This is a genomic window from Vibrio sp. YYF0003 (genome assembly GCF_036350715.1).
GTDB lineage: Bacteria > Pseudomonadota > Gammaproteobacteria > Enterobacterales > Vibrionaceae > Vibrio > Vibrio natriegens.
Genome location: NZ_JAZDWA010000003.1, coordinates 290,125 through 311,063, shown reverse-complemented (window position 1 = coordinate 311,063; position 20,939 = coordinate 290,125). Strand labels below are relative to the sequence as shown.

Below are 20,939 nucleotides of genomic sequence, written 5' to 3'. Positions count from 1 at the left end.
TCATGCAGAACCAACGTATCCGTATCCGCCTAAAAGCTTTCGATTACAAACTAATCGACGCTTCTACAGCGGAAATCGTTGAAACAGCTAAGCGCACTGGCGCACAGGTTCGTGGTCCAATCCCACTACCAACTCGTAAAGAGCGTTTCACAGTTCTTATCTCTCCACACGTTAACAAGAAAGCACGTGACCAGTACGAAATCCGTACTCACAAGCGTCTAATCGACATCGTTGAGCCAACAGACAAAACTGTTGATGCTCTAATGCGTCTAGACCTTGCTGCGGGCGTTGACGTTCAAATTAGCCTAGGTTAAGGGAGATTAGAAGAATGATTGGTCTAATCGGTCGTAAAGTGGGCATGACCCGCGTATTTACTGAAGACGGCGTTTCTATCCCAGTAACTGTTGTTGAAGTTGAAGCTAACCGCGTTTCTCAAGTGAAAACTCTAGAAACTGACGGCTACGCTGCAATCCAGGTTACTGCTGGTGCAAAGAAAGCTAACCGCGTAAACAAAGCTGAAGCAGGTCACTTTGCTAAAGCTGGCGTTGAAGCTGGTCGCGGTCTTTGGGAATTCCGTTTAGAAAACGGCGAAGAGTTTGAAGTTGGTTCTGAACTAACTGTTGAACTATTCAACGAAACTAAGAAAGTAGACGTTACTGGTACATCTAAGGGTAAAGGCTTCCAAGGCGCTGTTAAGCGTTGGAACTTCCGTACTCAAGATATGACTCACGGTAACTCATTGTCTCACCGTGCTCCTGGTTCTATCGGTCAATGTCAGACTCCAGGTCGCGTATTTAAAGGCAAGAAAATGGCAGGTCACATGGGTGCAGAGCGTGTAACGACTCAAAACCTAGAGATCGTACGTGTTGACGCTGAGCGCAACCTGCTTCTTATTAAAGGTGCAGTCCCAGGCGCAACTGGCGGCAACGTGATCGTTAAACCAGCTGTTAAAGCATAACGTCTCAGGAGTAAGTAATGGAACTAATGGTTAAAGGTGCTGATGCACTAACTGTTTCCGAAACTACTTTCGGACGTGAGTTTAACGAAGCTCTTGTACACCAAGTAGTTGTTGCGTACGCAGCAGGTGCTCGTCAAGGTACTCGTGCTCAAAAAACACGTTCAGAAGTTTCTGGCGGTGGCGCTAAGCCATGGCGTCAAAAAGGTACTGGCCGTGCGCGTGCTGGTACAATCCGTAGCCCAATCTGGCGCTCGGGTGGTGTTACTTTTGCTGCGAAACCACAAGATCACAGCCAAAAAGTAAACAAGAAAATGTACCGCGGTGCTATGAAGAGCATTCTTTCTGAGCTTGTTCGTCAAGAGCGTCTAATCGTTGTTGATAACTTCTCAGTTGAAGCACCAAAGACTAAAGAGCTAGTTGCTAAGCTTAAAGAGCTTGAGCTAACTGACGCTCTAATCGTGACTAGCGAAGTAGATGAGAATCTATTCCTAGCGGCTCGTAACCTATACAAAGTTGACGCACGTGACGTTGCTGGTATTGATCCAGTTTCACTAATCGCGTTCGACAAAGTTGTAATGACTGCTGAAGCAGTTAAACAAGTTGAGGAGATGCTAGCATGATCACTGAAGAGCGTATCCTAAAAGTTCTACGTGCACCGCACATCTCTGAAAAAGCAACTATGGCAGCTGAGAAAGCGAACACTATCGTTTTCAAAGTAGCTAAAGATGCAACTAAAAAAGAGATCAAAGCAGCTGTAGAAAAGCTATTTGAAGTTGAAGTTAAGTCTGTAAATACTCTTATCACTAAGGGTAAGACCAAACGTCAAGGTCTACGCCAAGGTCGCCGCAGCGACGTTAAGAAAGCGTACGTTACTTTGAAAGAAGGTCAAGATCTTGACTTCGTTGGCGGCGCGGAATAACAGGAGTAGTTAAAAATGGCTATTGTTAAATGTAAGCCGACTTCCCCTGGTCGTCGTCACGTTGTTAAAGTTGTTAACGCTGACCTACACAAGGGCAAGCCATACGCACCTCTTCTAGAGAAAAACTCTAAGAATGGTGGTCGTAACAACAACGGTCGTATCACAGTACGTCATATCGGCGGTGGTCACAAGCATCACTACCGTGTAATTGACTTCAAACGTACTAAAGACGGTATCCCAGCGACAGTTGAGCGTCTTGAATACGATCCAAACCGTAGCGCAAACATTGCTCTAGTTCTTTACAAAGACGGTGAGCGTCGCTACATCCTAGCACCTAAAGGTGTTGTAGCTGGTGATGTTGTTCAGTCTGGTGTTGATGCACCTATCAAAGCTGGTAACACTCTACCAATGCGTAACATCCCAGTAGGTTCAACAGTACATAACGTTGAACTTAAGCCTGGTAAAGGTGGTCAGCTAGCTCGTTCAGCTGGTGCTTACGCTCAAATCGTTGCTCGCGACGGTACGTACGTAACTATCCGTCTACGTTCTGGCGAAATGCGCAAAGTTCTTTCTGAAGGCCGTGCAACAATCGGTGAAGTTGGTAACTCTGAGCACATGCTACGTGAACTTGGTAAAGCTGGTGCTACTCGCTGGCGCGGTGTTCGTCCAACCGTTCGCGGTGTGGTAATGAACCCGGTTGATCACCCACACGGTGGTGGTGAAGGTCGTACTTCTGGTGGCCGTCATCCAGTATCTCCTTGGGGTATGCCAACTAAAGGCTACAAGACTCGTAAGAACAAACGCACTGACAAGTACATCGTACGTCGTCGTAACAAGTAATCTATATAAAGAGGAATCGCCATGCCACGTTCTCTCAAGAAAGGTCCTTTTATTGACCTACACTTGCTGAAGAAGGTAGAGAAAGCGGTGGAAAGCGGAGACAAAAAGCCTATTAAGACTTGGTCCCGTCGTTCAATGATCATCCCTACGATGATCGGTTTGACCATCGCTGTCCATAATGGTCGTCAGCACGTACCAGTATTTGTAACTGATGAAATGATCGGTCACAAACTGGGTGAATTCGCACCTACACGTACTTACCGCGGTCACGCTGCGGATAAGAAAGCTAAGAAGCGCTAAGGAGTAGATAATGGAAGCAATTGCTAAACATAACTTTGCTCGCATTTCGCCTCAGAAAGCTCGCTTAGTTGCGGATCAAATCCGTGGTAAATCTGTTGACCAAGCTCTAGAAATCCTAACTTTCAGCAACAAAAAAGCTGCTGAACTAGTTAAGAAAGTTCTTGAGTCTGCTATCGCTAACGCGGAGCACAACGAAGGTGCAGATATTGACGATCTGAATGTCGCAAAAATCTTTGTAGATGAAGGCCCAACCATGAAGCGTATTATGCCTCGTGCTAAAGGTCGTGCGGATCGTATCTTGAAGCGTTCAAGCCACATCACTGTTGTTGTAGCAGATCGCTAGAGACTAGGAGAGTAAGCAATGGGTCAAAAAGTACATCCTAATGGTATTCGTCTAGGCATCGTTAAGCCTTGGAATGCTACATGGTTTGCTAACACCAAAGATTTCGCTGACAACCTAGACGGCGACTTCAAGGTACGTCAGTTCCTTACAGGTGAACTGAAAAAAGCGTCTCTATCACGTATCGTTATCGAGCGTCCTGCTAAGAGCATCCGTGTGACTATTCACACTGCTCGTCCAGGTGTTGTTATCGGTAAGAAAGGTGAAGACGTAGAGAAGCTACGCGCAGCTGTAGCTAAAATTGCAGGTGTACCAGCGCAAATTAACATCGCTGAAGTACGTAAGCCTGAACTAGATGCGCAACTTGTTGGTGACAGCATCGCGTCTCAGCTAGAGCGTCGTGTTATGTTCCGTCGTGCTATGAAGCGCGCGGTACAAAACGCAATGCGTCTAGGCGCTAAAGGTATCAAAGTGGAAGTAAGTGGTCGTCTAGGCGGCGCTGAAATCGCACGTTCTGAGTGGTACCGTGAAGGCCGTGTGCCTCTACACACTCTACGTGCTGACATTGATTACGCAACTTCTTCGGCTCACACTCAATACGGTGTGATCGGCATTAAAACTTGGATCTTCAAAGGTGAGATCCTAGGTGGTATGCCAGCAGCTAACGCTGTAGAGCCTAAAGGCGACAAGCCTAAGAAGCAGCGTAAAGGCCGTAAGTAAGGAGTCGACAGATGCTACAACCTAAACGTACTAAGTTCCGTAAGGTTCAGACTGGTCGTAACCGTGGTCTAGCTAAAGGTACTGATGTAAGCTTCGGCGAATTCGGTCTTAAAGCTGTTGGCCGTGGTCGTCTAACTGCTCGTCAAATCGAAGCGGCACGTCGTGCAATGACACGTCACGTTAAGCGTCAAGGTAAAATCTGGATCCGTGTGTTCCCAGACAAACCAATCACAGAAAAACCACTTGAAGTTCGTCAAGGTAAGGGTAAAGGTAACGTTGAGTACTGGGTAGCCCAAATCCAACCTGGTAAGGTTATGTACGAAATGGGTGGTGTACCTGAAGAATTGGCACGTGAAGCGTTCCGTCTTGCGGCACGTAAACTGCCTTTCAAAACTACATTTGTAACTAAGCAGGTGATGTGATGAAAGCACAAGATCTACGCGAGAAAAGCGTTGAAGAGCTTAACGCTGAGCTAATGAATTTGCTACGTGAACAGTTCAACTTGCGCATGCAAGCTGCAACTGGTCAACTACAGCAAACTCATACTCTGAAAGCTGTACGCCGTGATATCGCACGTGTGAAAACTGTTTTGACTGAGAAGGCAGGCGCATAATGAGCGAAGTAAAACGTACTCAACAAGGTCGTGTTGTTAGCGATAAGATGGACAAGTCTATCACTGTTGCTATCGAGCGTTTCGTAAAACACCCTATCTACGGTAAATACGTTAAACGTACGACTAAAGTACACGCACATGACGAGAACAACGAGTGTGGCCTAGGCGACACAGTTGAAATCGCAGAGTGTCGTCCACTGTCTAAGACTAAGTCTTGGACTTTGGTAAAAGTTCTAGAAAAGGCGAAGATTTAATCTCGTTAATTCTATGAAACTAAAGCGGCTCCAAAATATTTTTTGGAGCCGTTTATTTTTTGACTACCCAATCACAAAAAAGGGTGGTACAATTCGCGTCCCTTTTAAAGAGGCAGCCCGACCCGTGATGGGTCTAGTTATTAATATTTAGCGGAGCACTAACATGATCCAAATGCAAAGTATGCTGGACGCAGCTGATAACTCAGGCGCACGCAGCGTAATGTGTATTAAGGTTCTGGGTGGCTCTCACCGCCGTTATGCACATATCGGTGACGTCATCAAAGTTACTGTGAAGGAAGCAATTCCTCGCGGTAAAGTAAAAAAAGGTGATGTTCTGAAGGCGGTGGTAGTGCGCACCCGTAAAGGCGTACGTCGTCCTGACGGTTCTGTCATTCGCTTCGACCGAAATGCTTGCGTATTGTTGAACGACAATACAGAGCAACCAATCGGTACACGTATCTTTGGTCCTGTGACACGCGAACTTCGTGGCGATAAGTTCATGAAGATCGTTTCACTGGCTCCAGAAGTTCTGTAAGGAGCACGTAGAAATGGCAGCTAAAATCCGTCGTAACGACGAAGTAATCGTTCTTGCTGGTAAAGACAAAGGCAAGAAAGGTAAAGTAACTAAGGTTCTAGCAACCGGTAAAGTTATCGTTGAAGGTATCAACCTTGTTAAGAAGCACCAAAAGCCGGTTCCGGCTCTAGGTCAACAAGGTGGCATCGTTGAACAAGAAGCAGCAATTGATGCTTCTAACGTTGCAATCTTTAACGCAGCTACTGGTAAAGCTGACCGTATCGGTTTCCGTTTTGAAGATGGTAAGAAAGTTCGTTTCTTTAAGTCTAACGGCGAAACCGTTTCTAACTAATTAGAAGTAATTTGGAGTTCTACTATGGCGAAACTGCATGATTACTACAAGTCGTCTGTAGTCGCTGAACTGACCAAACAGTTTAGCTACACAAGCGTCATGCAAGTCCCTAGAATCGAGAAAATCACCCTAAACATGGGTGTTGGTGAAGCAATCAACGATAAGAAACTGCTAGAAAATGCAGCGTCTGATATGGCAACGATCTCTGGTCAAAAGCCACTTATCACAAAAGCGCGCAAATCTGTTGCAGGTTTCAAAATCCGTGAAGGCTACCCTATCGGTTGTAAAGTAACCTTGCGTGGCGAACGTATGTGGGATTTTCTTGAGCGTTTAATTAACATCGCTCTTCCACGTGTACGTGACTTCCGTGGCGTTAGCGCTAAGTCTTTTGACGGACGCGGTAACTACAGCATGGGCGTTCGCGAGCAAATCATCTTCCCGGAAATCGACTTTGATAAAGTTGATCGAGTACGCGGTCTAGACATCACTATTACGACGTCTGCTGGTACTGATGAGGAAGGCCGTGCTCTGCTGGCTGCCTTTAACTTCCCATTCCGTAAGTAAGGTGAAGGGTTACTGTTATGGCTAAAAATTCAATGAAAGCACGTGAAGCAAAACGTGCAAAGCTAGTAGCTAAGTTCGCTGAAAAGCGTTCAGCGCTAAAAGCTATCATTAGCGATGTAAACGCATCTGAAGAAGATCGTTGGAATGCAGTTCTTAAATTGCAATCTCTTCCACGTGATTCAAGTGCATCACGTCAGCGCAACCGTTGCAACCAAACTGGTCGTCCACACGGTTACCTACGTAAGTTCGGTCTAAGCCGTATTAAGGTTCGTGAAGCTTGCATGAAAGGCGAGATTCCGGGTCTTCGTAAGGCTAGCTGGTAATTGCCACTTAATCATTTGGAGTAAATCATATGAGCATGCAAGATCCGATTTCGGATATGCTGACCCGCGTTCGTAACGGTCAGGCAGCAAACAAAGTTGCTGTAAAAATGCCTTCTTCAAAGCTTAAAGTTGCAATTGCTGCACTACTAAAAGCTGAAGGTTACATCGTTGACTTCGCTGTTGAAGGCGAAGCAAAACCTGAGCTAGAAGTTACACTTAAGTACTTCCAAGCTAAACCAGTAATCGAGCAACTTAAACGTGTTTCTCGTCCAGGTCTACGTGTTTACAAGAAGAAAGATCAACTTCCTTCTGTAATGGGTGGTCTTGGTATTGCTATCGTTTCTACTTCCAAGGGTCTTATGTCAGACCGCGCTGCACGTAAAGCAGGTCTTGGTGGTGAAATCATCTGCTACGTAGCTTAATAAGGAGTAGACTATGTCTCGTGTTGCAAAAGCACCTGTCGCTATTCCAGCTGGCGTAGAGGTGAAACTAAACGGCCAAGAAATCACTGTAAAAGGTGCTAAAGGCGAACTAACTCGCGTTCTTAACGATGCAGTTGTTATCGCTCAGGAAGAAAACAACCTAACTTTCGGTCCTAAAGAAGGTGTTGTTAACGCTTGGGCACAAGCAGGTACTGCTCGTGCACTAGTAAACAACATGGTTGTTGGTGTTACTGAAGGCTTTACTAAGAAGCTAACTCTTAAAGGTGTTGGTTACCGTGCTGCTATCAAAGGCAACGCTGTAGGTCTAACACTAGGCTTCTCACACCCAGTTGAGCACGAGTTGCCAGCGGGTATTAAAGCTGAATGTCCAAGCCAAACTGAAATTGTGATCACTGGTGCTGACAAGCAACTAGTTGGTCAAGTTGCGGCTGACATTCGTTCTTACCGTCAACCTGAGCCTTACAAAGGTAAAGGTGTTCGTTACGCAGATGAAAATGTGCGTACTAAAGAAGCTAAGAAGAAGTAAGGTAACACTATGGATAAGAAAGCATCTCGCATCCGTCGTGCTACACGTGCACGTCGTAAGATTGCAGAACTGGGTGCGACTCGCCTAGTTGTACACCGTACTCCTCGTCACGTGTACGCACAGGTTATCGCGGCTAATGGCTCTGAGGTTATCGCAGCAGCTTCTACTGTAGAAAAAGCGATCCGTGAGCAAGTGAAATACACTGGTAACGTTGATGCAGCTAAAGCAGTAGGTAAAGCTGTTGCAGAGCGCGCTCTTGAAAAAGGCGTAACTGCAGTTGCATTTGATCGTTCTGGTTTCCAATACCACGGTCGAGTAGCGGCGCTAGCAGAATCTGCTCGCGAAGCTGGTCTGAAATTCTAAGGTAGGGTTGGAAGATGGCTAAAGAACAACAAGTTCAAGCGAATGATTTGCAAGAAAAATTAATCGCAGTTAACCGTGTTTCTAAAACGGTTAAAGGTGGTCGAATCATGAGCTTCACTGCACTAACAGTAGTTGGTGACGGTAATGGTCGTGTAGGTTTCGGTTACGGCAAAGCTCGTGAAGTACCTGCAGCGATTCAAAAAGCAATGGAAAAAGCGCGTCGTAACATGACTACGATCGCTCTAAACGAAGGCACTCTTCACCACCCAGTGAAAGGTCGCCACTCGGGCTCTAAAGTTTACATGCAGCCTGCTGCAGAAGGTACTGGTGTTATCGCAGGTGGTGCGATGCGTGCAGTACTAGAAGTTGCTGGTGTACACAACGTACTATCTAAAGCATACGGTTCTACGAACCCTATCAACATCGTTCGTGCTACGATCGATGCACTAGGTAGCATGAAGTCACCAGAAATGGTTGCTGCTAAACGTGGTCTAACTGTTGAATCTATTTCGGAGTAAGAACACCATGGCAACTATTAAAGTAACTCAAACTAAAAGCTCAATTGGTCGTCTACCTAAGCACAAAGCTACTTTGCGCGGTCTAGGTCTTCGTAAAATCAACCACACAGTAGAACTTGAAGATACTCCGTGCGTACGCGGTATGATCAACAAGGTTTACTACATGGTTAAAGTTGAGGAGTAATCAGAATGCGTTTGAATACTCTAGCACCGGCTGCTGGCGCGAAAACTTCTGCGAAGCGAGTAGGTCGTGGTATCGGTTCAGGCCTAGGTAAAACTGGTGGCCGTGGTCACAAAGGTCAAAAATCACGTTCTGGCGGCAGTGTTCGTCCAGGTTTCGAAGGCGGTCAGATGCCTCTGAAACAACGTCTACCAAAATTCGGTTTCACTTCTCGTAAGAGCCTAGTGTCTGCTGAAGTTCGTCTAGCTGAGCTAGCGAAAGTTTCTGGTGACGTAGTTGATCTTAACAGTCTTAAAGCTGCTAACATCATCACTAAGAACATCGAATTCGTAAAAGTTGTTCTTTCTGGTGAAATCAACAAAGCAGTGACTGTAAAAGGTCTACGTGTGACTAAAGGCGCTAAAGCTGCAATCGAAGCTGCAGGCGGTAAAATCGAGGAATAATCTCGAGGAACGAGGTACAGATGGCTAAGAAACCAGGACAAGATTTTCGTAGTGCTCAGAGCGGCTTAAGTGAGCTGAAGTCGCGCTTATTATTCGTAATTGGTGCACTTTTAGTATTCCGAGCAGGCTCTTTTGTGCCGATCCCTGGTATTGACGCTGCTGTACTTGCCGAATTGTTCGACCAGCAAAAAGGTACCATCGTAGAAATGTTTAACATGTTCTCCGGTGGTGCTCTTGAGCGTGCATCTATATTAGCATTGGGCATCATGCCGTATATTTCGGCATCTATTGTTGTCCAATTGCTAACTGTAGTTCATCCAGCGTTAGCTGAACTCAAAAAAGAGGGTGAAGCAGGCCGTCGTAAGATAAGCCAATACACACGCTACGGCACGCTTGTACTTGCAACCTTCCAGGCTATAGGTATTGCAACGGGCTTACCAAACATGGTCGATAATCTGGTTGTTATCAACCAAACCATGTTTACGCTTATTGCTACCGTAAGTTTAGTAACCGGCACCATGTTCCTAATGTGGTTAGGTGAACAAATTACAGAGCGTGGAATTGGTAACGGTATTTCGTTACTAATTTTTGCAGGTATTGTTGCTGGATTGCCTTCTGCAATCGGTCAAACAATCGAGCAAGCGCGTCAAGGTGAATTGCATGTACTTCTTCTGTTGCTAATCGCGGTATTGTCTTTTGCAGTCATTTACTTCGTTGTTTTCATGGAGCGTGGTCAACGTCGAATCGTTGTTAACTACGCGAAGCGTCAACAAGGTCGTAAAGTATTTGCTGCACAAAGCTCGCATCTGCCACTTAAAATTAATATGGCAGGTGTTATTCCAGCGATTTTCGCATCAAGTATTATCCTGTTCCCAGGAACACTGGCTCAGTGGTTTGGTCAGAACGGTGAGAGCAGCGCGTTCGGTTGGTTAACTGACGTGTCTTTGGCTCTTAGCCCAGGTCAACCGCTGTATGTAATGCTTTATGCAGCAGCAATTATCTTCTTCTGTTTCTTCTACACAGCGTTGGTTTTCAACCCTCGCGAAACAGCAGATAACTTGAAGAAGTCAGGTGCATTCGTACCCGGCATCCGCCCAGGTGAGCAGACAGCGAAATACATTGATAAAGTGATGACACGTCTTACCCTCGCAGGTGCACTGTACATTACCTTTATCTGTCTGATTCCCGAGTTCATGATGGTCGCGTGGAACGTACGTTTCTACTTCGGCGGTACATCACTACTAATCGTAGTGGTTGTAATTATGGACTTTATGGCACAGGTACAGACTCATATGATGTCTCAACAGTATGATTCTGTGTTGAAGAAAGCGAATCTGAAAGGCTACGGCCGTTAATCCGGCGGTAGACTCAGTTTCATTTACGGAGTTTAGCAATGAAAGTTCGTGCTTCCGTTAAAAAAATCTGCCGTAACTGTAAAGTAATCAAGCGTAACGGTGTCGTTCGCGTGATTTGCAGTGAGCCAAAGCACAAACAGCGCCAAGGCTAATTAGCAGAAATTTTTACTTGAAAACGAAGGTTAGGTCGAGTATATTCCTCGGCCTACCTTTTGCGTGCAAAAGAAGTAGTACTCCGCAGCGTATCCATAACGGGCTTTGCTGCGGCTAATTCTTTTATAGAAACACTTAGGAGTGAATAATGGCCCGTATAGCAGGCATTAACATTCCTGATCAGAAGCATGCTGTAATCGCACTAACTGCGATCTACGGCATCGGTAAAACTCGCTCTCAAGCTATCCTAGCTGAAGTGGGTATTGCTGAAAATGTTAAGATCAGTGAACTAACTGAAGAGCAGATCGATCAACTGCGTGATGGTGTAGCTAAGTACACTGTAGAAGGTGATCTACGTCGTGAAGTATCTATGAACATCAAGCGTCTTATGGACCTTGGCTGTTACCGTGGTCTTCGTCATCGTCGCAGTCTACCACTACGTGGACAGCGTACTAAAACCAACGCTCGCACCCGTAAGGGTCCGCGTAAGCCGATCAAGAAATAATCGGGAAGGTAGAGTACAATGGCTAAACAACCAACTCGCGCTCGTAAGCGCGTACGCAAGCAAGTTGCAGATGGCGTTGCGCACATCCATGCTTCTTTCAATAACACAATCGTAACCATTACTGACCGTCAAGGTAACGCTCTTGCATGGGCTACTGCAGGTGGTTCTGGTTTCCGTGGTTCTCGTAAGTCTACTCCGTTCGCTGCACAGGTTGCTGCTGAGCGTTGTGCTGAAATGGCTAAAGAATACGGCCTAAAGAACTTGGAAGTTATGGTTAAGGGTCCAGGTCCAGGTCGCGAATCAACTGTTCGTGCACTGAACGCTGCTGGTTTCCGCATCACAAACATCGTTGATGCTACACCAATCCCTCATAACGGTTGTCGTCCACCTAAGAAACGTCGCGTATAACGTTTCTAGGACAATTGGAGAAGAATCATGGCAAGATATTTGGGTCCTAAGCTGAAGCTTAGCCGTCGTGAAGGCACTGACTTATTCCTTAAGTCTGGTGTTCGCGCGATCGATACCAAGTGTAAAATTGATAACGCACCAGGTGTACACGGCGCTCGTCGCGGTCGTCTATCTGAGTATGGCGTTCAGCTTCGTGAGAAGCAAAAAGTTCGTCGTATGTACGGCGTTCTAGAAAAACAATTCCGTAACTACTACAAAGAAGCTGCTCGCCTAAAAGGCAACACTGGTGAAAACCTACTTCAGCTTCTTGAAGGTCGTCTTGATAACGTAGTTTACCGCATGGGCTTTGGTGCAACTCGCGCAGAAGCACGTCAGCTAGTTAGCCACAAAGCTATCCTAGTAAACGGTAAAGTTGTAAACGTTCCTTCTTTCAAAGTAGCGGCTAATGACGTTGTTTCTATCCGCGAGAAAGCTAAACAGCAATCTCGTATTAAAGCTGCTCTAGAAGTTGCTGAACAACGTGAAAAACCAACTTGGATTGAAGTAGATGGTGGCAAGATGGAAGGTACATTCAAGCGTATGCCTGAGCGTTCTGATCTATCAGCTGACATCAACGAACAATTGATCGTCGAGCTTTACTCTAAGTAAGGTTTAAACTAAAGAGAGGACACAATGCAGGGTTCTGTAACAGAATTTCTTAAGCCACGTCTAGTTGACATCGAACAAATCAGCTCGACTCACGCAAAAGTAACTCTTGAGCCATTAGAGCGTGGCTTTGGTCATACTCTGGGTAATGCACTTCGCCGCATTCTTCTATCTTCTATGCCTGGTTGTGCAGTGACAGAAGTAGAGATTGAGGGCGTACTTCACGAATACAGCACTAAAGAAGGCGTACAAGAAGATATTCTTGAAATCCTTCTAAACCTTAAAGGTTTGGCAGTGCGTGTGGCTGAAGGCAAAGATGAAGTGTTCATTACTTTGAACAAATCAGGCTCGGGCCCTGTGGTTGCAGGTGACATCACCCATGATGGTGATGTAGAGATCGCTAACCCTGAACACGTTATTTGTCACCTAACTGATGACAATGCTGAAATCGCTATGCGTATTAAAGTAGAACGTGGTCGTGGTTACATTCCAGCTTCTGCGCGTATCCATACTGAAGAAGACGAGCGTCCAATCGGTCGCCTACTAGTAGATGCTACTTACAGCCCAGTAGACAAAATTGCCTACGCTGTAGAAGCAGCTCGTGTAGAACAGCGTACTGATCTAGACAAGCTTGTTATCGATATGGAAACAAACGGTACTCTAGAACCTGAGGAAGCAATCCGTCGTGCAGCTACTATCCTAGCTGAACAATTGGATGCGTTCGTAGATCTTCGTGATGTACGTGTTCCTGAGGAGAAGGAAGAGAAGCCAGAATTCGATCCGATCCTACTGCGTCCTGTAGACGATCTTGAACTAACAGTTCGCTCTGCTAACTGTCTGAAAGCAGAAGCGATTCACTACATCGGTGATCTAGTACAACGTACTGAGGTAGAGCTACTTAAAACGCCTAACCTTGGTAAAAAATCTCTTACTGAGATTAAAGACGTACTTGCGTCACGTGGTCTGTCTCTGGGCATGCGCCTAGAAAACTGGCCACCTGCATCAATCGCTGAAGATTAATCGATACTAGTTAGAAGGATTAGGTCATGCGCCATCGTAAGAGTGGTCGTCAACTCAACCGCAACAGCTCACATCGCAAAGCGATGTTCAGCAACATGGCTAGCTCTCTAGTACGTCATGAAGTTATCAAGACTACTTTGCCAAAAGCAAAAGAGCTACGTCGCGTAGTTGAGCCTTTGATTACACTAGCTAAGACTGACAGTGTTGCTAACCGTCGTCTAGCATTTGCACGTACTCGTGACAACGAAGTAGTTGCAAAACTATTTAACGAACTAGGTCCACGTTTTGCTGCTCGTCAGGGCGGTTACACTCGTATCCTAAAAGCTGGCTTCCGTGCTGGTGACAAAGCTCCAATGGCTTACATTGAGCTTGTAGATCGCCCAGCTGCTGAAGAAGCTGCTGAGTAATCAGTTCGTAAGAACGAAAAAGCCGAGCGTTAGCTCGGCTTTTTTGTATCTGTAACTTTTCAAATAAGTAAAAATCTAAGCGCGTTATAACTTTTGTGACGTTAAGAAATTCACTCTAGTCTGAATGTAGAATAACAACGCTTAGCTCTTATTACTTCGTAACTCTTACTTATTCACCAGACCATAAACCAGTTAAAGAGTCGAGCAAGCCTGTGCTTGCGCCCTGTTCGCTTAGGTATTGCAGAATAACTGGCGCAAACTGGCTAATCATCGAAGCATCAAGCCCTAGCGTATCAAATGCACTTTGTACCGCGCTTAGGCTTTCGACATTACCTAACAAGCTTTGTGCTCCACTCAGGCTAGACAGTCCAGGAATAAGGGACTCTAACTCACTGCTATTTTCACCAGACAGTTGGCTTTGTGCTAGCGCTAGTAATGCACTGCTGCCACCTGCAGCTTGTTCAGTGGATACTGGTAATTGACTTGTCAGCAATTCAGTTAGTGGTGAAGACTCGGTACTTAAACTTTTACCGACCATGTCCATCAGTCCGCTCTCGTTACTTTTTTCTACTACTGAATCAAGGAAAGCATGTGCACTGCCGATATTCATCGATAGCAGTGCTAGAGTTAGGAGTGTTTTACGCATAGTACCTCCAACGGTTGAGCGTGTTTTTAATTATTAGGTCGTTAGAGTGACAGTTTATGTTTAAGAGAACAACGACTTTTAACTTAAACAAAAAAAGCGGCGCAAGAGCGCCGCTTTAGAAACCGTAACTGAAAGGAATTTCAATTATAGGATGTCTAGTAGTTCTACTTCGAATACTAGTGCTGCGAATGGAGGGATTGCAGCACCTGCGCCACGCTCACCGTACGCAAGATCTTGTGGTACGTAAAGTTTCCACTTAGAACCAACTGGCATTAGTTGTAGTGCTTCAACCCAACCTTTAATTACGCCCGTTACTGGGAACTCAGCTGGTTGACCGCGAGAAACAGAGCTGTCAAATACAGTGCCGTCTGTTAGCTCACCGTGGTAGTGAACACGTACAGATTTGTCTGCTGTTGGGATTTCGCCAGTACCTTCAGAGATAACTTCGTACTGTAGGCCAGATTCTAGAACTTTAACTTCTGGGCGTAGAGCGTTGTCTTTTAGGAATGCTTCGCCGTCAGCTGCTGCAGCTTTAGCTGCTTCTTGACGAACTGCTTCAGCGCGAGTGTGTAGCTCTTGTAGCGCTTTGTTGATTTCGTCGATTTCAATTGCTGGCATGTCACCAACTAGTGCAGTAGCAATACCTGCTGCGATTGCATCAACGCTAAGACCTTCTAGACCAGAACCTGCTAGTTGCTGACCCATTTGCAGACCAATGCCGTAGCTTGCTTTTTGTTCTGCAGTTTCAAATTTAATTTCAGACATAAATGTCGCTCTTATTAGGAGTGTTAAAGGTCACAGGATATCAGTTTCGAGCTAAGGTTTAAATGATTGGCTCAGATTGTCTCGTCTGACCATTGAGGGTGTGACTTATCTCTTACTCCAAGTGAATTTTCTGCTAATTTAATCCAAATTCCATTTTACTTGAGTGAAAAACATATACTCTCCGCGCTGGTATTTTTATACTGGCAGTAAGCATTAAGGGGTCTATCGCAATGAATCGTCGCAGAAAGAAAAAGCAGCAAGTCGACTACGTCGAGTTGATCAAACAAAAATACGCTGCTATCGACTGGAAGCAGCCGTTCGACAAAACTAAGTGGTTAGAACGCGTACAGCCAGTTACTGCGTTTTGGCAACGTCTACCTAAATTCCATCAACGAGCATTGATGGTGTTGGTGCCACTGCTGCTTTTGATTCTTATTGTCCCGATGCCAAAGAAAACCGAAGAGTTAGTTGAGCAAACTCAGCCTGTTGATCATCAACGTGTTGCGATTAATTTGAACACCCAAAGTTTGAGTCAGCAACGTACGTCCCAGAACTCAGGTCCAAAGTCTGAAAATTGGAAAGAGTATCAAGTGAAGAATGGCGACACGCTTGCTCAGGTCTTCCGCAATAACCAGTTGTCTATGGCTGATCTCAGCTCGCTGGTCAAAATTGAGGGTAGCGACAAGCCACTGAGTCATATCAGGCAGGGACAGTTGATTCGCTTTAAGTTCTCTGATGATGGTCAGCTTGATATGTTACAGCTCGAAAAGGGCGACCATTCGGTTATGTTCTTCCGCTTATCTGATGGAACCTTCGGACGCAATAAATAGCGATATCGGCTAAAAGACATGTTGTAAAAAAGACGCGCTCAAGTCGCGTCTTTTTTGTTGGAAGATAGCTAGAAGGTCATTGTCTCGGGTTACTTCGTCGCTGCTTCTCTACGCATGTCGACATGTGGAATACCATCTTCAAGGTAGCTGTCTGAAATGACATTAAACCCGTGGCGTGAGTAGTACTCAATGAGGTGTTCCTGAGCGCCAATATCGATGGTTTGTTCAGGCCAAAGTGCTTCACACTGTGTTAGTGCTTCTTCGAGCAGTTTATGACCTAATCCTCCGCCGCGAGCCGTCTTTTTAGTAACGACGCGACCAATACTGACGTTGTCGTAGGTTGTTCCAGCCGGTAATAAGCGAGCGCAAGCAACTAATTCATCATCGTGATAGCCGAGCAGGTGATAGACTCCGTCCAGTGTGTCTTTGCCATCTAGCTCCGGATATGGGCAGGTTTGCTCTACAACAAACACATCGACACGTAATCTCATTAGCTCGTAGAGTTGTAGTGTGGTCAGTTGAGCGAAAGGCAAAGTCATCCAGGTAAGCATTTCTCTATTCCGTTATTTATTTTGTGTTACTGACTTTACTCGGTTTTCTGCTAATACTCATTAACAATGGTTAATTTTAACTGGTCTTCCTGACAAATCTGGCGATAATGTGCCCTCTTTTTCATCCCACCTGAGGATATTCCCCTGTGAGCAAACAAACTTTTGACCACGTAGGGCTAAGCCCGGCGTTACTCGCGACGCTTGATTCAATGAATTACACCCACATGACGCCAATTCAGGCATTGAGCTTGCCGGCGATCCTGAACCAGCGTGATGTGATTGGTCAGGGTAAAACTGGCTCGGGCAAAACCGCTGCGTTTGGTCTTGGGGTTTTATCTAACCTAAATGTGAAGCGATTCCGTGTGCAGTCTTTGGTGTTATGTCCCACACGTGAACTGGCCGATCAGGTGGCGAAAGAAATCCGCACTTTAGGGCGTGGTATCCACAACATTAAAGTTCTGACATTGTGTGGCGGTATGCCAATGGGACCACAAATTGGTTCACTGGAGCATGGCGCTCATATTCTGGTTGGCACTCCAGGGCGTATTCTTGATCACCTTGAGAAAGGCCGAATTGATCTTTCTGAGCTCAATACGCTGGTACTGGATGAGGCTGACCGCATGCTAGACATGGGCTTCCAGGATGCGCTGGACGCTATCATTGATGCAGCGCCGAAAAAACGTCAAACGTTGCTTTTCAGTGCCACTTTCCCTGAAAAGATCGAGCAAATTGCCCAACGTATCATGCAGTCACCTGAAATGATCAAAGTGGAATCGACACACGATACCTCGAGCATCGCCCAGTATTTCTATAAAGTTGAAGGTTCGGAAGCGCGTGATGAAGCATTGGCAAACCTTCTTCTTACTCATCAACCTGAATCTGCGGTTGTATTCTGTAACACCAAAAAAGAAGTACAAAGTGTGGCGGATGAGCTGCATCACCGTGGCTTCAGTGTGATTGATCTTCATGGTGACTTAGAACAGCGTGAGCGCGATCAGGCCTTGGTTCAGTTCGCGAATAAGAGCGTTTCTATTTTGGTGGCAACAGACGTTGCGGCGCGCGGCTTGGATGTTGATAACCTGGATGCAGTATTTAACTTTGAACTGTCTCGCGACCCAGAAGTACACGTGCACCGCATTGGTCGTACAGGCCGAGCGGGAAGTAAAGGTTTGGCGTTCAGCTTCTTTGGTGAGAAAGATGGTTTACGTGTTGCACGTATCGAAGAATATTTAGATATGGATATCCTTCCTGCGACGTTGCCAGAGAAATCAAAACAACAGCCTTACCAAGCAAAAATGGTGACGATCAATATCGACGGTGGCAAAAAACAAAAAGTGCGTCCGGGCGATATCCTAGGCTGTTTAACCGGGAAAAATGGTATTCCGGGAGCTCAAGTGGGCAAAATTCATTTGTTCCCAATGCGTGCTTATGTGGCGGTAGAGAAGTCTGCGGCGAAGAAAGCTCTGCAAACCATCAGCACGGGTAAGATGAAAGGACGTCAGTTCCGAGCTCGTCTTCTTAAATAAGTATTTAATTTTAAGTAAAGGCTCTTCTCTTGAAGAGCCTTTTTTGTTTTTGGCTTACTGGTGGTCTTTTGCTAACCGCGCTTTAATTCGGCTCAAACTGATGGCTGTAATCCCAAGATAGGCGGCAATTTGGCTATCGGTAATTCGTTGTTCTAAATCGGGGTAGTGCTGGCAGAACAACTGATAACGTTCTTCCGGCGAGTAAAGCAGCATAAAGCGTTCTTTGTGCTCTTTATTTAGCAACTGTGTTTCCAGCAGTTTGAGATAAATAGAATGCTTGTCTGAACGCCAACGGTGAAGTGTCTCGATAGGTAAGCAAAATAAACGACAGGCAGTGAGTGTTTCCAATAAATAGAGAGAAGGCTGGTTGTTGATGACGCTTTCGAAACCAATTACCCAGTCTTTTTCCCAATAGAATTCTTTACTGAATTCCTTACCTTGTTCAGTGAGGTAGCTAGCATGGCATAGTCCCTCGAGAATGAAATAGATATGCGAGCCAAATTCTCCCTGATTGCAGAGAATATGTCTGGTCGGCAATTCGAGTTCTTGCCCATGCTCTATCAGTTGTGCGGCTTCTTGTTCGGAAAAGCCATTTTTAGTCAGGTCAGAAAATACGTCGTTTGGCATCAAGGGGAGAAAAGTCTAAAAGTCGTTGATACATTCTAACGTTTCTTGCTCAACAACAGAAAGTCGCTTAATAAAAAAAGCGGCCCTGAAGAGCCGCTAATAGCGATAGAACATTGATTACTGGTTCAGATTAATTTGATAGATTGCAAAGCCTATTTCATCGGTCGCCACTTGCTTCATCGGGTATTGCGCTTTGTCTTTGATGAACTTCGCTGCTTTATCACTTGGTGAAGTCTCAAAGCGAATATCCAGTGGTTTGTCGGATTTAACTGGCGCGAATGACCAGTTGTTGTCGGCACTTGGTGTGACTTCGCCGTGTTCTTCACTGACTCGTGAAATATAAGCCGCCACGACCGAGCGGTTTTCATCTGGTGAGTCAAACGCGATAAAGTCTGGCCCTGTACCTGGGAAGGTGTTGCTGTATGCTCGATAGTTGTTGGTGGCGATAAGGAAGTCTTGTTTAGGATCGATCGGTTTGCCGTTGAAAGTCAGATTCACAATACGCTGCGACTCTGGGTTTATCTCTTTACAGCTTGCATCATACTTAGGTGCTTTGGTTACATCGATTTGATAATTAACCCCATCAATCACGTCGAAGTTGTAGGTACGGAAATTATCCCAGTCAATCAGAGACTGAGGTTGGGTGTTAGCAACATCAATCTGCTTAAACTGACCAGCGCTGCACTCTAACCATTCCTGAACTTGTTTGCCCTTCACTTTTAGCGCGACGAGCGTATTTGGGTACAAATACAGATCGGCAGCGTTACGGAAAGTCAGCTGACCTGATTCCACTTCCGTAAAGTTATTGGGATCGTTTTTACGGCCGCCGGCTTTAAATGGTGCAGCTGCACTGAGTACAGGAATGCCTTCTAAATCCGGGTCGCCCTGAATAAATCGTTCAACGTAATCTTTTTGCGCTAAATTCACGATTTGGATCGTCGGGTCGTCCTGAACCAAAGACAGGAAGCTGTACATCACGTCATTCGCTTTACCAATCGGTTGATTAACGAATTCGCGAGTTCCTTTATGGTCACCTTCTAATGCCTTTACGATATCCGGGTCAGCTTCTGCCAAAGATGCCTTGTTGGCCTTATCAAAGATTGGACGTGCTTCAGATTGCCCGTCAACCACGTGCCATTTGTCATCTTTTTGTTTTAGGACCAAGTCCATGACGCCGACATGACTTCCCCAGCGGCCTGGCATCACCGCAGTTACACCATTAATAGTGCCATTCTTATTGTCTACACCTTGTAGGTTTTCAAATCCTTTTCCTGGGAAGACCGCATGAGAGTGTCCAAAAGCAATCGCATCAATCCCTTCAACCTGGGTTAAGTAGTAAACCGAGTTTTCTGCCCCGAGCTTATATGGATCTGTCGAAACGCCAGAGTGGGGGATGGCCACAATCACGTCTGCGCCTTCCGCTTTCATTTGAGGGACAAGCTTCTGAGCGGTTTCTTTTATGTCTTTGGCGAAGACTTTTCCTTCCAGGTTCTTTTTATCCCAGACCATGATTTGCGGCGGCACAAAACCGATGTACCCGACCTTGATTTGGTGCGTTTCACCATCTGTGTCTTTCATGGTGTAGGTTTTGATTAGATAAGGTTTGAACAAGTGCTCACCGGTTTCTTTATCAAAGACGTTGGCGTTGATGTAGGGGAAGTTGGCACCTGCGAGCGCTTTTTGCAAAAAGTCCAAACCGTAGTTGAATTCATGGTTACCGATATTGCCGACCTCGTAATGAAGTTGGTTCATGGCTTTGTAGACGGGATGGATTTCGCCATCTTCAATCCCTTTTGCCGCCATATAGTCACCCATAGGGCTGCCCTGAATGAGGTCACCATTATCCACTAACACGTTGTTTACGGATTCTGATTGAGCTTGTTTAACCAGAGTAGCGGCTCGGCTTAGACCAATTTGCTGAGACGGCTGGTCTTTGTAGTAGTCGTAGTCCATTACGTTGGTGTGAATGTCAGTCGTTTCGATGATGCGTAGCTTGATCGTGTCAGCCATTGCTGGTCCGGCAAGCGTTAACATTCCGCTCAAAACCGCGACGGAAATAGGATTAACAGCCAATTTCATTAGGTGCTCCAATTCAAGGGGTAAAAGATAAATGTAACGAAATTCTTTGCAACATGATGATTTAAGTGCAGAAAATTGTGAACAAACGCATTTTACTGAACCCTTTTCATATAAAACGCCCCCTTTTTCACGCTTTTGAATGAGACCAAACAAAAACTTCTTAGCAGATTTTTGAATAAAAAATGAAATTTTAGAATTTCAGGTAATATAAACGCCCCGCCATAATGCACGCATACCAAAATCTATGGACG

General features: G+C 45.6%; 35 protein-coding genes. 30 read left to right on the top strand and 5 right to left on the bottom strand.

All coding sequences use genetic code 11. The features are described 5' to 3' along the window. Positions 1 to 2 precede the first annotated feature (2 nt). The 28 genes from rpsJ (at position 3) to rplQ (ending at position 13,664) form a co-directional block, all read left to right on the top strand. The gene (rpsJ, locus tag V1U08_RS11730; protein ID WP_004410492.1) at positions 3 to 314 is read left to right on the top strand and encodes a 30S ribosomal protein S10; all 312 of its coding nucleotides are present in this window, start codon (positions 3 to 5) and stop codon (positions 312 to 314) included. Positions 315 to 328: 14 nt separating this feature from the next. Then, positions 329 to 958: a 50S ribosomal protein L3 gene (rplC, locus tag V1U08_RS11725; protein WP_014230663.1), complete on the top strand. Its 630-nt coding sequence runs from the start codon at positions 329 to 331 to the stop codon at positions 956 to 958. 17 nt (positions 959 to 975) lie between these two features. Next, entirely contained in the window at positions 976 to 1,578 is a 603-nt protein-coding gene (gene rplD, locus V1U08_RS11720; RefSeq protein ID WP_014230664.1) for a 50S ribosomal protein L4, read from the top strand. After that, on the top strand, positions 1,575 to 1,877 hold the full coding sequence (gene rplW / locus V1U08_RS11715) for a 50S ribosomal protein L23 (RefSeq protein ID WP_004398471.1): 303 nt from the start codon (positions 1,575 to 1,577) through the stop codon (positions 1,875 to 1,877). Before rplD ends, rplW begins: the two co-directional genes overlap by 4 nt. 15 nt (positions 1,878 to 1,892) lie before the next feature. Then, positions 1,893 to 2,717, top strand: a complete 825-nt coding sequence (gene rplB, locus V1U08_RS11710) for a 50S ribosomal protein L2 (protein WP_014230665.1) — start codon at positions 1,893 to 1,895, stop codon at positions 2,715 to 2,717. A gap of 21 nt (positions 2,718 to 2,738) precedes the next feature. Beyond that, entirely contained in the window at positions 2,739 to 3,017 is a 279-nt protein-coding gene (gene rpsS / locus V1U08_RS11705) for a 30S ribosomal protein S19 (protein WP_004394525.1), read from the top strand. A 10-nt stretch (positions 3,018 to 3,027) separates the two neighbouring features. Continuing rightward, complete coding sequence (gene rplV, locus V1U08_RS11700; RefSeq protein WP_014230666.1) at positions 3,028 to 3,360, top strand: 50S ribosomal protein L22; 333 nt, start codon at positions 3,028 to 3,030, stop codon at positions 3,358 to 3,360. 18 nt (positions 3,361 to 3,378) lie between these two features. After that, complete coding sequence (gene rpsC / locus V1U08_RS11695) at positions 3,379 to 4,077, top strand: 30S ribosomal protein S3 (protein ID WP_014230667.1); 699 nt, start codon at positions 3,379 to 3,381, stop codon at positions 4,075 to 4,077. 11 nt (positions 4,078 to 4,088) lie between these two features. Next, positions 4,089 to 4,499, top strand: coding sequence for a 50S ribosomal protein L16 (gene rplP / locus V1U08_RS11690; protein WP_005379577.1), 411 nt, complete (start codon positions 4,089 to 4,091; stop codon positions 4,497 to 4,499). Beyond that, positions 4,499 to 4,690: a 50S ribosomal protein L29 gene (gene rpmC / locus V1U08_RS11685; protein ID WP_005379576.1), complete on the top strand. Its 192-nt coding sequence runs from the start codon at positions 4,499 to 4,501 to the stop codon at positions 4,688 to 4,690. Before rplP ends, rpmC begins: the two co-directional genes overlap by 1 nt. Next, entirely contained in the window at positions 4,690 to 4,944 is a 255-nt protein-coding gene (rpsQ, locus tag V1U08_RS11680) for a 30S ribosomal protein S17 (RefSeq protein ID WP_005379575.1), read from the top strand. The genes rpmC and rpsQ overlap by 1 nt, the downstream gene beginning before the upstream one ends. Before the next feature lie 163 nt (positions 4,945 to 5,107). Next, positions 5,108 to 5,479, top strand: a complete 372-nt coding sequence (rplN, locus tag V1U08_RS11675; protein WP_004410450.1) for a 50S ribosomal protein L14 — start codon at positions 5,108 to 5,110, stop codon at positions 5,477 to 5,479. A gap of 13 nt (positions 5,480 to 5,492) precedes the next feature. Further along, positions 5,493 to 5,810: a 50S ribosomal protein L24 gene (rplX, locus tag V1U08_RS11670; RefSeq protein WP_014230668.1), complete on the top strand. Its 318-nt coding sequence runs from the start codon at positions 5,493 to 5,495 to the stop codon at positions 5,808 to 5,810. Between the two features lie 24 nt (positions 5,811 to 5,834). After that, positions 5,835 to 6,374, top strand: a complete 540-nt coding sequence (gene rplE, locus V1U08_RS11665) for a 50S ribosomal protein L5 (protein ID WP_005455660.1) — start codon at positions 5,835 to 5,837, stop codon at positions 6,372 to 6,374. Between the two features lie 17 nt (positions 6,375 to 6,391). Continuing rightward, the gene (rpsN, locus tag V1U08_RS11660) at positions 6,392 to 6,697 is read left to right on the top strand and encodes a 30S ribosomal protein S14 (protein WP_004745888.1); all 306 of its coding nucleotides are present in this window, start codon (positions 6,392 to 6,394) and stop codon (positions 6,695 to 6,697) included. Positions 6,698 to 6,726: 29 nt separating this feature from the next. After that, positions 6,727 to 7,119: a 30S ribosomal protein S8 gene (gene rpsH, locus V1U08_RS11655; RefSeq protein ID WP_005450567.1), complete on the top strand. Its 393-nt coding sequence runs from the start codon at positions 6,727 to 6,729 to the stop codon at positions 7,117 to 7,119. A 13-nt stretch (positions 7,120 to 7,132) separates the two neighbouring features. Then, positions 7,133 to 7,666 carry a 50S ribosomal protein L6 gene (gene rplF, locus V1U08_RS11650; protein WP_014230669.1) on the top strand — a complete coding sequence of 178 codons (534 nt, stop codon included), beginning with the start codon at positions 7,133 to 7,135 and terminating at the stop codon, positions 7,664 to 7,666. 9 nt (positions 7,667 to 7,675) lie between these two features. Next, on the top strand, positions 7,676 to 8,029 hold the full coding sequence (gene rplR / locus V1U08_RS11645; protein ID WP_005435088.1) for a 50S ribosomal protein L18: 354 nt from the start codon (positions 7,676 to 7,678) through the stop codon (positions 8,027 to 8,029). A gap of 14 nt (positions 8,030 to 8,043) precedes the next feature. After that, positions 8,044 to 8,547 carry a 30S ribosomal protein S5 gene (rpsE, locus tag V1U08_RS11640; protein ID WP_004745894.1) on the top strand — a complete coding sequence of 168 codons (504 nt, stop codon included), beginning with the start codon at positions 8,044 to 8,046 and terminating at the stop codon, positions 8,545 to 8,547. A gap of 7 nt (positions 8,548 to 8,554) precedes the next feature. Further along, positions 8,555 to 8,731: a 50S ribosomal protein L30 gene (gene rpmD / locus V1U08_RS11635; protein WP_000201159.1), complete on the top strand. Its 177-nt coding sequence runs from the start codon at positions 8,555 to 8,557 to the stop codon at positions 8,729 to 8,731. A gap of 5 nt (positions 8,732 to 8,736) precedes the next feature. Next, positions 8,737 to 9,171: a 50S ribosomal protein L15 gene (gene rplO, locus V1U08_RS11630; RefSeq protein ID WP_005383155.1), complete on the top strand. Its 435-nt coding sequence runs from the start codon at positions 8,737 to 8,739 to the stop codon at positions 9,169 to 9,171. 20 nt (positions 9,172 to 9,191) lie between these two features. Next, on the top strand, positions 9,192 to 10,526 hold the full coding sequence (gene secY / locus V1U08_RS11625) for a preprotein translocase subunit SecY (RefSeq protein WP_014230670.1): 1,335 nt from the start codon (positions 9,192 to 9,194) through the stop codon (positions 10,524 to 10,526). 38 nt (positions 10,527 to 10,564) lie between these two features. Beyond that, positions 10,565 to 10,678, top strand: coding sequence for a 50S ribosomal protein L36 (gene rpmJ, locus V1U08_RS11620; RefSeq protein WP_000868186.1), 114 nt, complete (start codon positions 10,565 to 10,567; stop codon positions 10,676 to 10,678). Positions 10,679 to 10,827: 149 nt separating this feature from the next. Next, a complete protein-coding gene (gene rpsM, locus V1U08_RS11615; RefSeq protein WP_005383154.1) occupies positions 10,828 to 11,184 on the top strand; it encodes a 30S ribosomal protein S13 in 357 nt (118 codons plus the stop codon). A gap of 18 nt (positions 11,185 to 11,202) precedes the next feature. Next, positions 11,203 to 11,592, top strand: coding sequence for a 30S ribosomal protein S11 (gene rpsK, locus V1U08_RS11610; protein ID WP_001118870.1), 390 nt, complete (start codon positions 11,203 to 11,205; stop codon positions 11,590 to 11,592). Positions 11,593 to 11,619: 27 nt separating this feature from the next. Then, a complete protein-coding gene (gene rpsD / locus V1U08_RS11605; protein ID WP_014230671.1) occupies positions 11,620 to 12,240 on the top strand; it encodes a 30S ribosomal protein S4 in 621 nt (206 codons plus the stop codon). A gap of 24 nt (positions 12,241 to 12,264) precedes the next feature. Continuing rightward, positions 12,265 to 13,257, top strand: coding sequence for a DNA-directed RNA polymerase subunit alpha (locus V1U08_RS11600; RefSeq protein WP_014230672.1), 993 nt, complete (start codon positions 12,265 to 12,267; stop codon positions 13,255 to 13,257). Between the two features lie 26 nt (positions 13,258 to 13,283). Next, positions 13,284 to 13,664 carry a 50S ribosomal protein L17 gene (gene rplQ / locus V1U08_RS11595; RefSeq protein ID WP_005383141.1) on the top strand — a complete coding sequence of 127 codons (381 nt, stop codon included), beginning with the start codon at positions 13,284 to 13,286 and terminating at the stop codon, positions 13,662 to 13,664. Between the two features lie 169 nt (positions 13,665 to 13,833). Here the strand turns inward: rplQ and V1U08_RS11590 are convergent, their stop codons facing one another. Continuing rightward, positions 13,834 to 14,310, bottom strand: coding sequence for a DUF2780 domain-containing protein (locus V1U08_RS11590; protein ID WP_014230673.1), 477 nt, complete (start codon positions 14,308 to 14,310; stop codon positions 13,834 to 13,836). A gap of 144 nt (positions 14,311 to 14,454) precedes the next feature. Beyond that, the gene (locus tag V1U08_RS11585; RefSeq protein ID WP_014230674.1) at positions 14,455 to 15,075 is read right to left on the bottom strand and encodes an FKBP-type peptidyl-prolyl cis-trans isomerase; all 621 of its coding nucleotides are present in this window, start codon (positions 15,073 to 15,075) and stop codon (positions 14,455 to 14,457) included. Positions 15,076 to 15,305: 230 nt separating this feature from the next. Between V1U08_RS11585 and V1U08_RS11580 the strand changes: the two genes are divergently transcribed. Continuing rightward, entirely contained in the window at positions 15,306 to 15,905 is a 600-nt protein-coding gene (locus V1U08_RS11580; RefSeq protein ID WP_014230675.1) for a LysM-like peptidoglycan-binding domain-containing protein, read from the top strand. Between the two features lie 89 nt (positions 15,906 to 15,994). Here V1U08_RS11580 and V1U08_RS11575 read toward each other — a convergent pair whose 3' ends face one another. Beyond that, positions 15,995 to 16,456: a GNAT family N-acetyltransferase gene (locus V1U08_RS11575; protein ID WP_014230676.1), complete on the bottom strand. Its 462-nt coding sequence runs from the start codon at positions 16,454 to 16,456 to the stop codon at positions 15,995 to 15,997. 146 nt (positions 16,457 to 16,602) lie between these two features. On the opposite strand from V1U08_RS11575, the gene dbpA reads away from it, so the two are divergent. Continuing rightward, positions 16,603 to 17,982 carry an ATP-dependent RNA helicase DbpA gene (dbpA, locus tag V1U08_RS11570; protein ID WP_014230677.1) on the top strand — a complete coding sequence of 460 codons (1,380 nt, stop codon included), beginning with the start codon at positions 16,603 to 16,605 and terminating at the stop codon, positions 17,980 to 17,982. Between the two features lie 54 nt (positions 17,983 to 18,036). On the opposite strand, the gene V1U08_RS11565 is transcribed toward dbpA, so the two are convergent. Next, on the bottom strand, positions 18,037 to 18,609 hold the full coding sequence (locus tag V1U08_RS11565) for a Crp/Fnr family transcriptional regulator (RefSeq protein ID WP_330470629.1): 573 nt from the start codon (positions 18,607 to 18,609) through the stop codon (positions 18,037 to 18,039). Positions 18,610 to 18,726: 117 nt separating this feature from the next. After that, positions 18,727 to 20,688 (bottom strand): bifunctional 2',3'-cyclic-nucleotide 2'-phosphodiesterase/3'-nucleotidase, encoded by a 1,962-nt coding sequence (locus V1U08_RS11560; protein WP_243975846.1) that lies wholly within the window; start codon positions 20,686 to 20,688, stop codon positions 18,727 to 18,729. Positions 20,689 to 20,939 lie beyond the last annotated feature (251 nt).

Excerpts from the sequence above, each read along its gene's own strand:
- rpsC (WP_014230667.1), top strand. The coding sequence starts at position 3,379 with ATGGGTCAAAAAGTACATCCTAATGGTATTCGTCTAGGCATCGTTAAG.
- rplX (WP_014230668.1), top strand. The coding sequence starts at position 5,493 with ATGGCAGCTAAAATCCGTCGTAACGACGAAGTAATCGTTCTTGCTGGT.
- V1U08_RS11575 (WP_014230676.1), bottom strand. The coding sequence starts at position 16,456 with ATGCTTACCTGGATGACTTTGCCTTTCGCTCAACTGACCACACTACAA.
- rplF (WP_014230669.1), top strand. The coding sequence starts at position 7,133 with ATGTCTCGTGTTGCAAAAGCACCTGTCGCTATTCCAGCTGGCGTAGAG.
- rplV (WP_014230666.1), top strand. The coding sequence starts at position 3,028 with ATGGAAGCAATTGCTAAACATAACTTTGCTCGCATTTCGCCTCAGAAA.
- rpsQ (WP_005379575.1), top strand. The coding sequence starts at position 4,690 with ATGAGCGAAGTAAAACGTACTCAACAAGGTCGTGTTGTTAGCGATAAG.
- rplB (WP_014230665.1), top strand. The coding sequence starts at position 1,893 with ATGGCTATTGTTAAATGTAAGCCGACTTCCCCTGGTCGTCGTCACGTT.
- rplQ (WP_005383141.1), top strand. The coding sequence starts at position 13,284 with ATGCGCCATCGTAAGAGTGGTCGTCAACTCAACCGCAACAGCTCACAT.
- rpsS (WP_004394525.1), top strand. The coding sequence starts at position 2,739 with ATGCCACGTTCTCTCAAGAAAGGTCCTTTTATTGACCTACACTTGCTG.
- rpsJ (WP_004410492.1), top strand. The coding sequence starts at position 3 with ATGCAGAACCAACGTATCCGTATCCGCCTAAAAGCTTTCGATTACAAA.
- rplW (WP_004398471.1), top strand. The coding sequence starts at position 1,575 with ATGATCACTGAAGAGCGTATCCTAAAAGTTCTACGTGCACCGCACATC.
- rplC (WP_014230663.1), top strand. The coding sequence starts at position 329 with ATGATTGGTCTAATCGGTCGTAAAGTGGGCATGACCCGCGTATTTACT.
- rplE (WP_005455660.1), top strand. The coding sequence starts at position 5,835 with ATGGCGAAACTGCATGATTACTACAAGTCGTCTGTAGTCGCTGAACTG.
- V1U08_RS11590 (WP_014230673.1), bottom strand. The coding sequence starts at position 14,310 with ATGCGTAAAACACTCCTAACTCTAGCACTGCTATCGATGAATATCGGC.
- V1U08_RS11565 (WP_330470629.1), bottom strand. The coding sequence starts at position 18,609 with ATGCCAAACGACGTATTTTCTGACCTGACTAAAAATGGCTTTTCCGAA.
- rplO (WP_005383155.1), top strand. The coding sequence starts at position 8,737 with ATGCGTTTGAATACTCTAGCACCGGCTGCTGGCGCGAAAACTTCTGCG.
- rpsN (WP_004745888.1), top strand. The coding sequence starts at position 6,392 with ATGGCTAAAAATTCAATGAAAGCACGTGAAGCAAAACGTGCAAAGCTA.
- rplR (WP_005435088.1), top strand. The coding sequence starts at position 7,676 with ATGGATAAGAAAGCATCTCGCATCCGTCGTGCTACACGTGCACGTCGT.
- rpsE (WP_004745894.1), top strand. The coding sequence starts at position 8,044 with ATGGCTAAAGAACAACAAGTTCAAGCGAATGATTTGCAAGAAAAATTA.
- V1U08_RS11585 (WP_014230674.1), bottom strand. The coding sequence starts at position 15,075 with ATGTCTGAAATTAAATTTGAAACTGCAGAACAAAAAGCAAGCTACGGC.
- rpsM (WP_005383154.1), top strand. The coding sequence starts at position 10,828 with ATGGCCCGTATAGCAGGCATTAACATTCCTGATCAGAAGCATGCTGTA.
- rplD (WP_014230664.1), top strand. The coding sequence starts at position 976 with ATGGAACTAATGGTTAAAGGTGCTGATGCACTAACTGTTTCCGAAACT.
- V1U08_RS11560 (WP_243975846.1), bottom strand. The coding sequence starts at position 20,688 with ATGAAATTGGCTGTTAATCCTATTTCCGTCGCGGTTTTGAGCGGAATG.
- rpsK (WP_001118870.1), top strand. The coding sequence starts at position 11,203 with ATGGCTAAACAACCAACTCGCGCTCGTAAGCGCGTACGCAAGCAAGTT.
- rpmJ (WP_000868186.1), top strand. The coding sequence starts at position 10,565 with ATGAAAGTTCGTGCTTCCGTTAAAAAAATCTGCCGTAACTGTAAAGTA.
- V1U08_RS11600 (WP_014230672.1), top strand. The coding sequence starts at position 12,265 with ATGCAGGGTTCTGTAACAGAATTTCTTAAGCCACGTCTAGTTGACATC.
- rpmC (WP_005379576.1), top strand. The coding sequence starts at position 4,499 with ATGAAAGCACAAGATCTACGCGAGAAAAGCGTTGAAGAGCTTAACGCT.
- rpsD (WP_014230671.1), top strand. The coding sequence starts at position 11,620 with ATGGCAAGATATTTGGGTCCTAAGCTGAAGCTTAGCCGTCGTGAAGGC.
- rplN (WP_004410450.1), top strand. The coding sequence starts at position 5,108 with ATGATCCAAATGCAAAGTATGCTGGACGCAGCTGATAACTCAGGCGCA.
- rplP (WP_005379577.1), top strand. The coding sequence starts at position 4,089 with ATGCTACAACCTAAACGTACTAAGTTCCGTAAGGTTCAGACTGGTCGT.
- rpsH (WP_005450567.1), top strand. The coding sequence starts at position 6,727 with ATGAGCATGCAAGATCCGATTTCGGATATGCTGACCCGCGTTCGTAAC.
- secY (WP_014230670.1), top strand. The coding sequence starts at position 9,192 with ATGGCTAAGAAACCAGGACAAGATTTTCGTAGTGCTCAGAGCGGCTTA.
- rpmD (WP_000201159.1), top strand. The coding sequence starts at position 8,555 with ATGGCAACTATTAAAGTAACTCAAACTAAAAGCTCAATTGGTCGTCTA.
- V1U08_RS11580 (WP_014230675.1), top strand. The coding sequence starts at position 15,306 with ATGAATCGTCGCAGAAAGAAAAAGCAGCAAGTCGACTACGTCGAGTTG.